This window comes from Saccharopolyspora antiqui (assembly GCF_052246905.1).
Taxonomy (GTDB): domain Bacteria; phylum Actinomycetota; class Actinomycetes; order Mycobacteriales; family Pseudonocardiaceae; genus Saccharopolyspora.
Window position 1 is genome coordinate 14,983 of the sequence record NZ_JBQQBO010000028.1, and the last position, 13,387, is coordinate 28,369.

The 13,387-nt window shown below is 65.2% G+C and carries 12 protein-coding genes; 8 read left to right on the forward strand and 4 right to left on the reverse strand.

The features are described 5' to 3' along the window. Positions 1-51 precede the first annotated feature (51 nt). Positions 52-741 (forward strand): DUF6319 family protein, encoded by a 690-nt coding sequence (locus ACTWQN_RS31750; protein WP_443207312.1) that lies wholly within the window; start codon positions 52-54, stop codon positions 739-741. Between the two features lie 547 nt (positions 742-1,288). On the opposite strand, the gene ACTWQN_RS31755 is transcribed toward ACTWQN_RS31750, so the two are convergent. After that, positions 1,289-2,533, reverse strand: a complete 1,245-nt coding sequence (locus ACTWQN_RS31755; RefSeq protein ID WP_443207313.1) for a M14 family zinc carboxypeptidase — start codon at positions 2,531-2,533, stop codon at positions 1,289-1,291. 98 nt (positions 2,534-2,631) lie between these two features. Between ACTWQN_RS31755 and ACTWQN_RS31760 the strand changes: the two genes are divergently transcribed. Both ACTWQN_RS31760 and ACTWQN_RS31765 read left to right on the forward strand, forming a co-directional pair. Beyond that, entirely contained in the window at positions 2,632-3,819 is a 1,188-nt protein-coding gene (locus tag ACTWQN_RS31760; RefSeq protein ID WP_443207314.1) for an MFS transporter, read from the forward strand. 307 nt (positions 3,820-4,126) lie between these two features. After that, positions 4,127-4,558, forward strand: coding sequence for a hypothetical protein (locus tag ACTWQN_RS31765; RefSeq protein WP_443207315.1), 432 nt, complete (start codon positions 4,127-4,129; stop codon positions 4,556-4,558). On the opposite strand, the gene ACTWQN_RS31770 is transcribed toward ACTWQN_RS31765, so the two are convergent. Next, positions 4,551-4,931, reverse strand: a complete 381-nt coding sequence (locus ACTWQN_RS31770; protein WP_443207316.1) for a hypothetical protein — start codon at positions 4,929-4,931, stop codon at positions 4,551-4,553. The two genes, ACTWQN_RS31765 and ACTWQN_RS31770, sit on opposite strands and share 8 nt — an antisense overlap. Positions 4,932-5,211: 280 nt before the next feature. Here ACTWQN_RS31770 and ACTWQN_RS31775 point away from each other — a divergent pair, with 280 nt between their 5' ends. The 5 genes from ACTWQN_RS31775 to ACTWQN_RS31795 all read left to right on the forward strand — a co-directional run bounded on the left by ACTWQN_RS31775 (position 5,212) and on the right by ACTWQN_RS31795 (position 11,541). After that, on the forward strand, positions 5,212-7,323 hold the full coding sequence (locus tag ACTWQN_RS31775) for a transglycosylase domain-containing protein (protein WP_443207317.1): 2,112 nt from the start codon (positions 5,212-5,214) through the stop codon (positions 7,321-7,323). A 186-nt stretch (positions 7,324-7,509) separates the two neighbouring features. Further along, a complete protein-coding gene (locus tag ACTWQN_RS31780; protein ID WP_443207318.1) occupies positions 7,510-8,466 on the forward strand; it encodes a CPBP family intramembrane glutamic endopeptidase in 957 nt (318 codons plus the stop codon). Positions 8,467-8,580: 114 nt separating this feature from the next. Then, positions 8,581-9,939, forward strand: a complete 1,359-nt coding sequence (locus ACTWQN_RS31785; protein ID WP_443207319.1) for a serine hydrolase domain-containing protein — start codon at positions 8,581-8,583, stop codon at positions 9,937-9,939. Between the two features lie 160 nt (positions 9,940-10,099). Further along, the gene (gene arfB, locus ACTWQN_RS31790; protein WP_443207320.1) at positions 10,100-10,534 is read left to right on the forward strand and encodes an alternative ribosome rescue aminoacyl-tRNA hydrolase ArfB; all 435 of its coding nucleotides are present in this window, start codon (positions 10,100-10,102) and stop codon (positions 10,532-10,534) included. A 62-nt stretch (positions 10,535-10,596) separates the two neighbouring features. Further along, positions 10,597-11,541, forward strand: coding sequence for a patatin-like phospholipase family protein (locus ACTWQN_RS31795; protein ID WP_443207395.1), 945 nt, complete (start codon positions 10,597-10,599; stop codon positions 11,539-11,541). A 65-nt stretch (positions 11,542-11,606) separates the two neighbouring features. Here the strand turns inward: ACTWQN_RS31795 and ACTWQN_RS31800 are convergent, their stop codons facing one another. Both ACTWQN_RS31800 and ACTWQN_RS31805 read right to left on the reverse strand, forming a co-directional pair. Further along, positions 11,607-13,085, reverse strand: coding sequence for a sodium:solute symporter family protein (locus ACTWQN_RS31800; protein WP_443207321.1), 1,479 nt, complete (start codon positions 13,083-13,085; stop codon positions 11,607-11,609). Next, a complete protein-coding gene (locus ACTWQN_RS31805) occupies positions 13,082-13,363 on the reverse strand; it encodes a DUF3311 domain-containing protein (RefSeq protein WP_443207322.1) in 282 nt (93 codons plus the stop codon). Before ACTWQN_RS31805 ends, ACTWQN_RS31800 begins: the two co-directional genes overlap by 4 nt. Positions 13,364-13,387: the final 24 nt, after the last annotated feature.

Sequence of the window (13,387 nt, forward strand, 5' to 3'; positions counted from 1 at the left end):
GGTCACTGTCTAACAGCCCCACCGGGGCTCACCCTTGAGCAAGGGGTGGCGATGTCACCGCTGTCGTCCGACGAACTGCGCGAAATCCGCGAGGAACTGACCGCCGGAACCACGCCGACCGTGTGGTTCACCGGCTCCGCCGTGGGCGTCCAGGAAGGCCGCTCCGGCAAGGTCGTCGCGCTCGGCGAACCGGCCGAAGGCGACTTCATCCAGGTCCGTCCGGCCGGTTCCAAGGACGTGCTGTCCTTCTCCGCCGCAGAAGTCACCCGGGTCAAACCGCCCCGAAAGCGCGCAGTACCCGACCAACCACCGGCCAAGGCTGCGGCCCCGCCCCCAGCCGCCCCTGCTCCGGCGAAACCAGCAGCCCCGGCGAAGCCGCGGGCCGCTGCGGCCGCGACCCCGGCTCCAGCCGCGTCGGCCTCGGCGAAGTCGGCCGAGAGCGCGGCGGCGCGGCGCAAACCGCGCCAGCCGAAACCGGTCGGCGGAGCGACGGTGACGCTGACGGCGGATCAGGACGGCCAGTGGAGCGTCGAGGTCAGCACCGGCAAGAAGCGGGTGGTGCGCCCGACGCCGGTACCGGCGAACGCGGTCGCGCAGGCGGCGAAAGCGCTGCACGACGAAGTCGCGGCGGCGGTGGAGCCACTGATCGATGCCGCCCGCGAGCAGCAGCAAGCCCGCGTCGAACAGCTCCGCGCGGAGCTCGCGGCCGCCCAAGCGGCACTCGACGAACTCGCGAACTGACCCGCAATACGCGCCGCTCGACGTCCGGGCGTCCTTGATTCGCCACGGGACGTTCCGATGCGGCGGCGCGACGGTCGCTACGACGGCCGCCTTTTGTCGCGTGCCGATCATTCACTTTCGGGCAACGTGATCCTCAGCCACGCGAACATCACCGTCGTCGCGACGCAGCCGCGTCGGTCTAGCCCCAGCCCGCAATCGGTTCAGCGCAGGAGCGGATCGCCCGCCAGATGCGCGGTGGTGACCACTGCCGGACGAGATGCGATGCCCGGCGACCCGCCCACGTTCGCCCCGGTGCCAGCACCTGCCCAAACGAAGCCGGTGCCCCAAGCCCCACCACCCAGAGCACTGGCGCACGCCCGAAGCAAGGGAACCTTCCTGTCACCCCACCACCACCGTCGACGCCACGGTTCGGGAGCAAGGGAACCTTTCTGTCACTCGTGCCCGAACCGGGGCGCCCCGTTCCCGCAGCATGGGAACCTTCCTGTCATCCGTCGAGAAGCGCGGGCCTCGTGCCGGGCTTGGGCTGCTGGTGGCTGACCGGGGTCGATCAGGATTCGATGTCGGTGATCGTGTTCATGGTCTGCGCGCCGCGCTCGGTCAGTGGAATCCGGTCGTAGGCGGCAGGGTCGAGCTGGTTGACCTGGCCACTGGCGACCGACGAGAGAATCCCATCAAGTCCGATGTAGACCGTTCGCGTCAGCATCTCCCGATACTGCTCACCAAGGGTTTGCGTCTGGCCGCGGACCTCGAACAACACCGCCCCGCTGCCGTTGAGCTGGAACGAACCGAGGCCGGTGCCCGGCAGGTTGATGTCCTGCGGGTAAAGCGTGATGTTGCCGAAGTCCGGGTTCTGGTTGGCTGCGGCCTGCAACGCGTTGTACGCGGCCACGTTCAACTGCTTGGAGTACTCCGGTCGGAAGGTGTCGGCGAACCCGCCGTAGGCGGCGCCAGCCGGAGAAGCAGGGTCGGCGACGAACTTGCCGGACAGGCTCATGGTCACGTACCGGTCGGTGCCCGGAACCGTGTAGCAGGCGCCCTGGTGGTGCAGATCGATGTAGGTGTCGACCGCGCCGAATTCCGCCTGCAACGAGCGGTACACGTCGCGCACCGTCTGGGTCTCCGGGCTGATGAACCAACCCGGCTGGTCACTGGTGCCGGGAAAGTCCTGCGGCTGCGGCTGGTAGTCGAGATTCGGGTTGTAGTCGCGGTTGACGTCGAAACCAGGCCGCTGGGAGTAATCGTCGCCCTGCCGCTGGTCGGTGTAGTAGTTCCACGCCGGTTGCGCGGTCGCCAACTGCGGAAAGCGAGCCTGCACCTCCTGCCACGTCATATCGTTGCCGCGTCGGTCCAGCGCCGCACCATCTGGGTTGATCTTCGGCATCGCCACCACGGTAAGCTGCTCGCGGATCTGCACGGCCCGACCGGAATCCGAGGTGCCCAGGTAGTCGAGCAGGTCCAGCACCGCATCCGGGCCGGTCTTCTCATTGCCGTGGATCTCGCCGGTGATGAGCACCACCTTCGGACCGGTGCCGACGCGCGCGAGCAGCATGTCACGGCCCTGGTTGGACTCGCCGACGGTTTCCACCGCGACCCGGCCCGCGCTCACCCGCTCGATCCGATCGAGCTCGACCAGGATTTCGTCGTAGCTGGTGAACTCCGTGATCGGATTCTCGCGCGGCTCCTCGCTGCACGGCGGCGGGGCGGCCAATATCGACGGTGCGGTGGCCGCTGCGGGAACGAACGCCGATCCCACGACCACAGTCGCCAGTGCCAGTGCTCGCATCCGGTGCATGCAGACCTCCTTGCCGTTGCGGTGACGGCCTAAGCCAAGCCGATCTTGACTAAAGCCACAATCGGCCAGGAGTGGACATCTCGGTCTTTCAAAGCCGGATGGACAGATGGCAGGCGGAGGCCTATCAAGAACTGGTGCGCGTCCCGGTCGAACCGTCTGCCAAGGACAGGACGCCCTTGCGGCTCCTGTCTTTTCGGTTGTTGCTGGTGGCGACCGTCGGTGGTTTCGCCAGTTACGGACTGCTGCTGCCGGTCGTCCCCTTGTGGGCGGTCACGGGAGGCGCGGGTGAGGTCGCGGCTGGTGCGACGAACTCGGTCTTCATGCTCATCACAGTGCTCACCCAACTGGGCATGCCGTGGCTGCTCAAGCGGATCGACCACCGCCTCGCCTTCGGGCTGGGCACGGTCCTGATCGGCTTGCCGACGCCGTTGTTCGTGCTGTCCAGCGACCTGTGGCTGCTGGTCGGTGTGTCCGGCCTGCGTGGCGTCGGCTTCGGCCTGCTCACCGTGGCTGGCAGTGCTTTGGTCGCTGAGCTGGTGCCCGCCGGGCAGCGCGGGCGGGCGGCTGGCCTTTACGGGCTGTCGGTCGGCCTGCCGAACGTCCTGTTCCTACCAGCCGGGGTGTGGTTGACCCAGCGGATCGGGTTCGCCCCGCTGTTCTGGATCGCCGGCGCATTGCCAGTGGTCGCGGCCGCAGCAGTGCTGGGCATGGCGCAGGTGCGGGCTCGGGCCACCGAGCGGTCCGGCACGCCAGCGTTCCCCGTCGCCCTGCTACCGCCCTGGACGGTCATGACCGCCGCGGCTGTCGCGGCGGGTGGTCTCGTCGCGTTCCTGCCGTTGGCCGTCGCTGGCTCAGTGGCCCCGGCGGCGCTGATGGCTTACGGCGCATCCACCGTGCTCGGCCGCTGGAGCGCCGGACAGCTGGGGGATCGCTTCGATCAACGCTGGGTGCTCGTTCCCTCCGTGGTGCTGACCGGGCTGGGCGTGGGGCTGTTGGCGGGTGCGGCCTGGGGAGTGGACCCGCTGGCTCTGCTGGGTGCGATTGTTTTCGGGGTCGGGTTCGGTGCCGTGCAGAACATCACCCTGGTCGTGATGTTCGAACGCACCGAATCTGGCCCGGCCAGCACAGCCTGGAACGTCGCTTACGACGCGGGCAACGGCCTCGGCTCAATCGGCTTCGGCGTCCTGATCACGCTGTCGGGCTACCCGACGACCTTCGCTGTCGCGGCCGTCCTCATGACCCTCTGCATTCCACTCGCCGCAGCCCGCGGCCCCCATCACAACTGAGAGCAAGGGAACCTTCCTGTCACCCCACCCGACACCAAGCGCACTCGCCGGATGACCGCAGCATGGGAACCTTCCTGTCACTCGCCGCTCGAACTGGCGGGGGTGTCACTCGGGGCAGGGCTTCTGGGGCGGGCGCGATACCTGGGTTTCTTCTCGCCAGAGCGTCAGCTGAGATTTTTGGTGTGTGTTTGAACACAAGTGGCAGTTGATGTTCGAAAGGAGCGAATGACGAGGCGAGTGCGGGGGTGAGCGGTCCGTGACGAAGGTGGGCCGATCCGTCGGCTCGCGACCACCTAGAATCCGGGGTGTGTTCCGCAGCCTGTTGACCCCGCGTTGGCTGCTTCTGCATGTGCTGTTCGTCGTGGCCACGGTCGCCACCGGCTTTCTGGCCGTGTGGCAGTGGGACCGCGCGCATGAAGCTGGGGGAAGCTTCCAGAACCTCGGCTACGCCCTGCAGTGGCCGCTGTTCGGCGTGTTCACGATTTTCCTGTGGATCCGGCTGATGCGCATGGACGTGCACCGGCACGAGGACGAGACCGAACCCGAGACCACCGCCGGGACCGTCTCCGGGGACGCGGTTGCGGCGCAGGTCAGCGACGAGCCCACGACCCCCGCACGTCGGACGCGGCCGCTGGTGCCACCACCAGCACCACCGGTCGACGCCGAAGACGATCCCGAGCTCGCCGCCTACAACCAGTACCTGGCCGAGCTCAACGCGAAGGATCAGCGCGCTAGCTGAACGTGATGTCGCCCTTGATCTCGCGCGCCTGAATCAGGTTGTTGACCTGGCCGTGGTTGACATTCACCACGCTGTCATCGGCCGCCGAGATCGCTTTGTACACCTCCGCGCCCTCGATGCGCAGCTGCTCGGCGAACGCCGGATCCTGCGCGCAGACCTGATCCAGCCGTTCGGCCAGCGCGGTGATCTGCGGCTGTTCCGCGGACGGCTGTTCCGCGGCTTCGAGCGCGGCCCGCGTCTCGGGATCGTTCTGCGACCTCCGACGCAGGAGCTCGCGGACTTTCGTCAGCGCCTGGCCTCCGGCTGCGCCGAGCGCGGTGGCGACCTGCCCGGCGAGTGCGGTGGCTAGCGAATCCAGGAACGGGTCGGTCATATCCCCTCCACGTGATCGACTCCGGTTGGTCACCAAGTGTAGTGATCAAGTCCGTATCCGTGGAGGTAGTCGACCAGGGCTCGGCCGTATGGCTCAATGTCGTGTGGACCAGCGGATGTGATATCAACGAATTGACTGACACCAAAGAGAAGCAGGTGTCGACTGGTTCCGCGAAAGCGGGTGTCGACGGGATGCTCTCTGGCCGGTCGGCGGATCGGTAAGACAGGTCTTGGGTGGGCACTGCGACCTGCGGCCGGTGGTCAAGTCGTGCGGATACTTGATGATTGGGGCTGGCGTGCGCGGCGGCGTGCTGTTGAAAATGTTCGGGCTGTGCGTCCTGGCTGGCGTCCTCGTGGCGGCATTGCTGCTCCCGATGGCGACCGGCGCGGGGGCAATGGTCAACCAGACGACCGACGCCATGTCGAAAATGTCTAGTTCGTTGGCTAGGCGGGATATGCCGCAGGTGTCCACGGTCACGGACAAAGACGGCAAACCGATCGCGTACTTCTTCAAGGACTACCGCATCGAAACGCCACCCGGGCAGATCGCCGACACCATGAAAGCCGCGATCACCGCGGTCGAGGACAAGCGGTTCTGGGATCACGGCGGCGTCGACTGGCACGGCACCATGCGTGCGCTGGCGACCAACCTCAGCAGCGGTGAGGCGGCGCAGGGCGCATCAACGATCACCCAGCAATACGTGAAGAACTACCTCGTGCACGTGGCGGCGAGCAATGAGGTGGAGGCCGAGAAGGCCAAGGAGACGACGGTCGCCCGAAAGCTCCGCGAGGCGAAGATCGCCGTCGAACTGGAACGCACCATGTCCAAGGAGGAGATCCTCACCGGATACCTCAACGTGGTGCCCTTCGGCAACCAGACGTTCGGCGTCGGTGCAGCCGCCCAGACCTATTTCGGCACCACACCCGACAAGCTGACCATTGCCCAGTCAGCACTGCTCGCCGCGATCGTCAACCAGCCGGGTTCGCTGAACCCCAACAGCAATCCGCAAGACGCGTTGCAGCGGCGCAACCTCGTGATCGACCTGATGACGGATCCGAACAACAACATCCGCATCACGAAGGAAGACGCCGACCTCGCAAAGCGGGAACCGCTGGGTGTGCTCTCGCCGCTCGGACGTCCACCGAACGGCTGCGTCGGCGTCGGGGACGGCACCACCGATGGCTTCTTCTGCAACTACGTCGTGGACTACCTCGACCGGCTCGGCATCGACGTCGACAAGCTGAAGAGCGGTGGCTACACCGTTCGCACCACACTCGACCGCAAGGCCACCAACGCGGCCAAAGCCGCTGCCGAAGCCCAGGTGCCGACCCAGACCGAAGGCATCGCCAACGCCATGGCGATGGTCGAACCCGGCAAGGACAAGCACAAGGTCCGGGCACTGGTCGCCAACCGCGACTACGGCAACGACGCGAGCAAAGGCCAGACGGCGTATGACATCGTCAGCAGGGTGCAGCCATTCGGCGCTGGCTCGATCTACAAGGTGTTCACCGCTGGGGTCGCGATCGAGCAAGGTATGAGCATCTTCGACACGATAGACGTGCCACCGTCTTACACCTCGCGCGTGTACAAGAACGGGTCCGCGCCGTACACCGTTGGGAACGCCGACGGTGTGCAGCCCGGGCCGCGGACGTTGCAGATGGCATTGGCCACCTCGCCGAACACGGCATTCGTGGCGTTGCAGGAGCGGGTCGGCCTCAACAACGTCGTCGATATGGCCTCGCGAATGGGCTTGCGGACCGGCATGAACCGGGTCAACTCCAGCGGTCAAACCCTGAAGCCCGACGGTTCGAACGGGCCGTCCCAGGCGGATGCGATCAAGAAAGGCAACCGGGGCGCGTTCACCCTCGGCTATACCCCGACCAGCGTGCTTGAACTGTCCAACGTCGCCGCAACGATCATGAGCGACGGCGTGTACTGCCCGCCGACACCGATCGAAGAGGTGACGGATCGGCACGGCAATCCGGTTCCGCTCAACGAGGTGCCCTGCGAACAGGTGATCTCCCCGCAGGTCGCCGCCACCCTCGCCCAGGGATTGAGCAAGGACGACACCGACGGCACCTCCCGCGCCGCAGCGCAGGCGGTCGGCTGGAACCGGCCCATGATCGGCAAGACCGGGACCACCCAGGAGCACAAATCGGCCGGGTTCCTCGCCGCCACTCCGCAGATGGCAGGTGCGGTCCTGACCTACGCCGACGGCAACAGCCCCGAGGGCATCTGCGATGGCGGCGGTGACGCGCCACCATTCCTGTGCGGGAAGAGCGGCGGCAACATCTACGGCGGCAAGGTGCCCGCCAGAACCTGGTTCGACGCCATGACCAAGATCCACGAAGGTCTACCGGTAGCCCCATTACCCGGTACCCCGGCCCCGTAGTCGACCGCAGCAAGGGAACCTTCCTGTCACCCGCCGACAGGAAGGTTCCCTTCTTCGTTTCCGAACAAGCCACCGAGCCGGGACGAAGTGAGCGTGGGAACCTTCCTGTCACCTCCGGCGGAAGGACCTTCGAACGCCGGGGCCGGTCCTCAGCGGACGCTCAGAAACGGTTGGCAAAATGCCTGCGTGAGCACCGAGCATGACCGAGTTGATGTCCGTGGCGCTGTCAGTTTCGTCGCGATTGCCTATGTTCCGGCGTGGCTGCTGACGTTGCCGCTCTGGTTGACGGGTGAAGGCCTGTCGTGGGCTTGGGCGCCATTCGTGCTCGTTCTCATGATGTTCATGCCTGCGGTGGCGGCCTTCGTGGTCAACAAGTGGATCAGCCCGCAACCGAAGTTGCTGCGCAGCATCGGCATCACCAATCCCGGCGGAATCCGGAAATGGTGGCCGTATGTCCTGGTTGCCTGGTTGGGGCCGCCGTTGGCCGCGTTCATCGCCCTCCTGGTCGGCTACCTGCTTCGGGTGTACCAGGCCGATTGGACTGGTTTCTCCGGGCTCCTTGAACAGTCCGGGCCAACAGTTGTCGGTTCTGCACCGCAGACGTCGCCGACAACACTGGCACTCACTCAGATCGGCCAGATGCTCTTGTTGGGCTGGTTGCACGTAGTGCCCGCGCTCGGTGAAGAACTGGGGTGGCGTGGCTATCTGACCCGAGCGCTGCTGCCGCTCGGACAGCCTGGCGCCTTTCTCACGACCGGTGTGCTCTGGGGCCTTTGGCACGCTCCGGTGCTGATCCTCGGCTACAACTATCCGACGGTCCCGGTCGTCGTCTCATTCATCATGATGGTGTGCTTCTGCACGCTGGTCGGGACGTTGTTGAGTTGGCTCAGGCTGGCTTCAGGCAGCGTTTGGCCGTCCGCGATCGCGCACGGATTCCTCAACGCGGTCGCCGGTTTGGCCATGGTCTTCAGCAAGGCCGGGCACCCCGTCGACAACGCCTCGGTGGGTCTTCTCGGCTGGACCGGGTGGATCGTGCTCGGGCTGCTGATCTTGGTGCTCATCATGACGGGCAAACTTCCGGTGCGGATTCCGGTCGAGACAGTCGGGATTTCCCAAGGCGTCAACCGCCGCAGCCGACGCTGAGGGCCGTGACGAGAGCATGGGAACCTTCCTGTCATCTACCCGACGAACCCGCCCTGCCCGAGGAGCACACGAAGTCGTCGCAGCTTCCGGTTCGCGGAGTGACAGCATGGGGCTATGACGAGTCTGCTGCCCTCCACCCAGCGCGCGTTGCTGCGGCGCCTCGCGGTGGAGCAGAGTGAAAACCGTGTTCCCTCGCTGATTGCGGGGCTGATCCGTGACGGTGCGACGATCTGGGTGGATACTCGCGGCAAAGTGGGTGGCTGCCCCTCCACAACGGACACCCAGTATCGGATCGGTTCGATCACGAAGACGTTCGTTGCGGTGTTGGTAATGCGCCTGCGCGACGAAGGTCGGCTCGACCTCGTTGACAAGCTCGACGAGTACGTCCCGGGAACCTCGGTCGGAAAACGAAGCATCGGCGAGATACTTTCGCATTCGAGTGGGTTGACTGCCGAACCCGCAGGGCAATGGTGGGAACGAACCCCGGGCGGTAACGCTGCGGAACTGCTATCCAGCATCGATGAACACGCACTGCGTCCAACGCCGCGTCATGGCTTCCACTACTCCAACGTCGGATTCGGCCTGCTGGGAGAGCTGGTGTCCCGGCTGCGCGGAGTTGCTTGGCGTGAAGTCCTGCAACGCGAGATCCTGGCACCGCTCGGGATGAATCGGACCACGCTGGGCCCAGTCGCGCCGCACGCAGAAGGTCTCGCAGTGCATCCTTGGGCGGATGTGGTGCTGGCTGAGCCGACCGAGGATGCCGGAGCCATGGCCCCGGCTGGTCAACTGTGGTCAACTATCGACGACATGGCCAGGTGGATACGCTTCTTGAGCGGCGACACCGGGGAGGTCCTGCACCCGGACACGGTCGCGGAAATGCGGTCTCCAGGTTCGGTGAACGACGGTCCTGAATGGCGCACCGGCCATGGGCTCGGTCTCCAATTGCTGCGTCATCGGGGACGGCGATTGGCTGGGCACGGCGGCTCGATGCCCGGTTTCCTCGCGACAGTCTGGGCAGACCCCGCCGAAGCCACCGGTGTGGTTTTCATGGCCAACACCACAGCAGGCGTCTCCGGCGCGTTCGCCACCGACCTGCTTGATCTGCTCGCAGAGCACGAACCGCGAATCCCCGCTGCGTGGGAACCCCGGGCCGACGTGAACCTGCAATTTCTCGAACTCACGGGCCAGTGGTACTGGGGCACGACACCATACGTGCTGCGAGTTCTACCCAATGGCCTGCTCGACCTTTCGCCGTGGCAGGGGCGTGGGCGGGCGTCGCGATTCCGAGCAAATGCAGACGGGACTTGGACCGGCTTGGACGGCTACTACGAGGGGGAAGTCCTACGGGTGGGCCGGAACACGGACGGAATCCCCACGCACCTCGATCTCAACACCTTCATCTTCACCCGCACGCCGTACTCCACCGACGCCCCGGTTCCTGGCGGCGTCGCGGGCTGGAAACCGGCCGGATGACCTCTGCCCTCGCGGTGAGAGCAAGGGAACCTTTATGCCACCGGTGACAGGAAGGTTCCCTTGCTTCGCCCTCGTGCCGCGGCCCAATCCCACACGAGCCAACACAGCTGGCGGGGCTGTTGTGAATCCTGTCGCGGCGGCGTGAGGCATCCTGATTGGTATGGCCGCAGACCTGCCCGTCACCAGTCGCTGGAGCATTCCCGCGGCCGAGCTTTCCGAGCGCTTCTCGCGATCCTCGGGGCCTGGTGGGCAGGGGGTCAACACTACGGACTCGCGGGTCGAACTGTCCTTCGACCTCGCCCGCTCACCCTCCACCCCCGAGCTCTTGCGGCAGCGCGCGATGGAACGCCTCGCCCGACGTCTCGTCGACGGCGTGATCACGATCTCGGCGTCCGAGCATCGAGCGCAACTGGCCAACCGCCAAGCGGCGCGTGAGCGGCTGGCCAGCCTGCTGGCCGAGGCCACCGCTGCACCAGGCCCGAAGCGGCGGCGCACCAAACCGACCAAGGGGTCGCAGCAGCGGCGCCTGGCAGGCAAGAAACGACGCGCCGAGGTGAAACGGCAGCGTCGTCGAGGTGATCCCGGCGACGCCTGACCCGTGGTACCGCTGCTCGCCGCTAGCCTCAATGGAGGACGAGAGCAGAAAGGACATTGCTGATGCGCACGGCGTGGGTCCTGCCGGGTGGCTCCACCTTCGGGGCAATTCAGGCTGGCCTGGTTACCGCATTGTTCGAGGCTGGTATCGAACCTGACCTGCTCGTCGGGACCTCTGCCGGCTCGCTCAACGCCGCGTGGCTCGCAGGTGACCCCACACCTCGTGGCGCGGCAAAACTCCGCGAAATGTGGATATCGATGCGGCGCACAGATGTCTTCCCGCTTCAACCGACACGCATACTCGCCGGGAAACTCGGGCTGTCGAACCACGTGATGAGCAACCACGGCCTGGCCCGCTGGCTGCACAACAACCTGCCGTTTCGCAGGTTGGAGGACACCCAGATCCCGGTGACCGTGACCGCAACAGATATCGACACCGGCGAGCCGGTGTATTTCGAGAGCGGGCCCGCTCTTCCTCCGCTGGTGGCGTCGTGCTCGATCCCCGGCATGTTCCCGCCGGTTCAGGTCGGGGACCGATGGCTGGTCGACGGTGGGCCAGCGGCGTTCATGCCGATCAGCCGCGCCGTCGAGCAGGGCGCGGAACGTGTTTTCGTGCTGCCTTGCGGCGGCGCTGAACCATTTGAGTTCAACCAGCCCAGACGTGGGATCGGCTCGATCGCGACTTGGCCGCCACCGAAGACACCACCGAGGTCGGTCGGCGGTGTGAACGGGGCGGCGCTCGGCGCTGCGATGGTGTCCGCCGCGCGACTGGACATGCAGTTGAACGCGGCGCGTTGTGACCTCTATGTCCTGCCCGCCCCATCGGTGATCGGCCTCTCGCCGTATTCCTTCGCCCACGCGAGCGCGTTGATCAACGCTGCCTGGGAGATCGCCAAGCGCTGGTACCCCACCGCCAAGCCGGTTCCGGCCGGACCAGTTGACATCGGCGGTCATCCGATCGCCGACGGCCGATTCGGAGTCTCCGAGTCCGCCCCCAGCGGACAGTGACCGAGACGAGAGCAAGGGAACCTTCCAGTCACGGTGACAGGAAGGTTCCCTTGCTCCTATCGGGGTCAGTTCGGGGTTAGTTCTGGCTCGGCTCGTTCATCGACGGCGAGTCGTTCAGGCGGCGCGGTGGCTGGGCGCGCGAGCGTCACCGCAACGTTGACCAGGACGTTGACCGCGAGTCCGAGCATTCCAGCGTTGATCCCGAGCCAAGGGTCATTGCCGGTGGCCACGAGCACCGCGACAACAACCACCCCTGACGCCAGCCCTGCGGCGGCCCCAGCAGTCGACATGCGCCTCCACAGCAAGCTGATCAACACCACAGGCAGAAGCTGCGCCAAGCCTTGATATGAGAGCACCGACAGCTGCACCAGGCTGCTCGGCGAAATGAATGTGAAAAGCAACGCCACCAGCCCGACGAGGAAGGTGACCAGTTGGGACAGTTGCTTCTGGCGTGGTGCTGTTCGGGGGTGCACACCCAGAACTGATCGACCCCACATCGTGCCGATCACGAGCATGAAGACAGCCATCGGAACGATCGATGACAGCGCACCGGCGACCCCGACGAGACCGACGAGCCAAGCCGGCATGGAGTCGACCACTAGCTCGAACATCGCCATGTTGGAATCATCGAGTCCTGGGACAACGAACACCGCAGCCAAGCCCAGCAGGATCGGAACGAACAACAACACCTGGTAAAAGGGCATGATGATTGCGTTGCGCCGCAACACACCCGGGTTCTTGGCACCCAGATAACCGGCCACAGTGGTCGGAAAGATCGTGTAGACAACACCGTTGAGCAGCCCTGTTGTGGCGAACCACAGCATGCCGAGCGATTCGTCACCGTGCCCTGGCAGCACGAGCCATTCCGGGCGTTCCGCAACGAGCCGATCCAGCATTGGCCCGAGCCCACCGAAGTAGTGCGCCGGAACGTAGACGAAGACGATCAACAACGTGATGATGACCAGGCTGTCCTTGAGGATGGACACCCAGGCGCTGCCGCGAAGACCAGAAAAGATGATGAACGCCTCGGTCACGACGAATGCGATGAGATACCCCGTACCCAAGCCGATCGTGCCGTAACTGATCGTGGAAACGACCACACCCATGCCGGTGATCTGAAGCTGGATGTATGGGAGCAGAAAAACCGTCGTGAGTATTGCGACAGCAGCGCCGAACCAAGGGGAGTTGAACCGGTATGCGGTGATGTCGGTGATGTTGTACAGGTTGTTCCGGTGCGCGTAATGCCACAGGATCGGCCCGACGACGTAGCCGACGGCGAACCCGATCGCCAGGTACGCCAGCACGTAGAACACCGGCATCCCGTAGTCGTAGGACCAGCCAGCTGCGCCGAGGTAGCTGAAGCTCGTGTATGTCTCACCTGCCATGAGGACGAAGATCAACACGACGCCGAGGCTGCGACCACCAACCGACCACTCGGCGAGATTCGCCCGGCCACGCCCCCGCAACGAAAGTAAGCCCAACGCAACCGTAGCGAGCATGAACGCGGCGAAAATGCCCACCGATACCGCAGTGTTACTGCTCATTCGACATCACCTCTTCCGCGATCTCGATCGGCACGCCACAGCGGATCCTTGCGGGCCGCGAGCCAGATGCACAACGGAGTCAGCACGGTTGCCAGCAGCGTCCAGAACATGAAGAACGGCAGCCCCAGGACGACCGGTTCGATCCTGTTGTACAGCGGGAGTGCCAGCACATAGAGCACGACTGGCGCCAACAGCCACCACAGCGATTTTCGATTCTTGAGCACGTATCCCTCCGGGCCGGTTGTATCCGACTCAGCAAGGGAACCTACGGCGCGCATGTGACAGGAAGGTTCCCTTGCTCT

Coding starts and splice junctions, on each gene's coding strand:
- ACTWQN_RS31750 (WP_443207312.1), top strand. CDS start 52: ATGTCACCGCTGTCGTCCGACGAACTGCGCGAAATCCGCGAGGAACTG.
- ACTWQN_RS31755 (WP_443207313.1), bottom strand. CDS start 2,533: ATGCACCGGATGCGAGCACTGGCACTGGCGACTGTGGTCGTGGGATCG.
- ACTWQN_RS31760 (WP_443207314.1), top strand. CDS start 2,632: ATGGACAGATGGCAGGCGGAGGCCTATCAAGAACTGGTGCGCGTCCCG.
- ACTWQN_RS31770 (WP_443207316.1), bottom strand. CDS start 4,931: ATGACCGACCCGTTCCTGGATTCGCTAGCCACCGCACTCGCCGGGCAG.
- ACTWQN_RS31775 (WP_443207317.1), top strand. CDS start 5,212: ATGATTGGGGCTGGCGTGCGCGGCGGCGTGCTGTTGAAAATGTTCGGG.
- ACTWQN_RS31785 (WP_443207319.1), top strand. CDS start 8,581: ATGACGAGTCTGCTGCCCTCCACCCAGCGCGCGTTGCTGCGGCGCCTC.
- arfB (WP_443207320.1), top strand. CDS start 10,100: ATGGCCGCAGACCTGCCCGTCACCAGTCGCTGGAGCATTCCCGCGGCC.
- ACTWQN_RS31795 (WP_443207395.1), top strand. CDS start 10,597: ATGCGCACGGCGTGGGTCCTGCCGGGTGGCTCCACCTTCGGGGCAATT.
- ACTWQN_RS31800 (WP_443207321.1), bottom strand. CDS start 13,085: ATGAGCAGTAACACTGCGGTATCGGTGGGCATTTTCGCCGCGTTCATG.
- ACTWQN_RS31805 (WP_443207322.1), bottom strand. CDS start 13,363: ATGCGCGCCGTAGGTTCCCTTGCTGAGTCGGATACAACCGGCCCGGAG.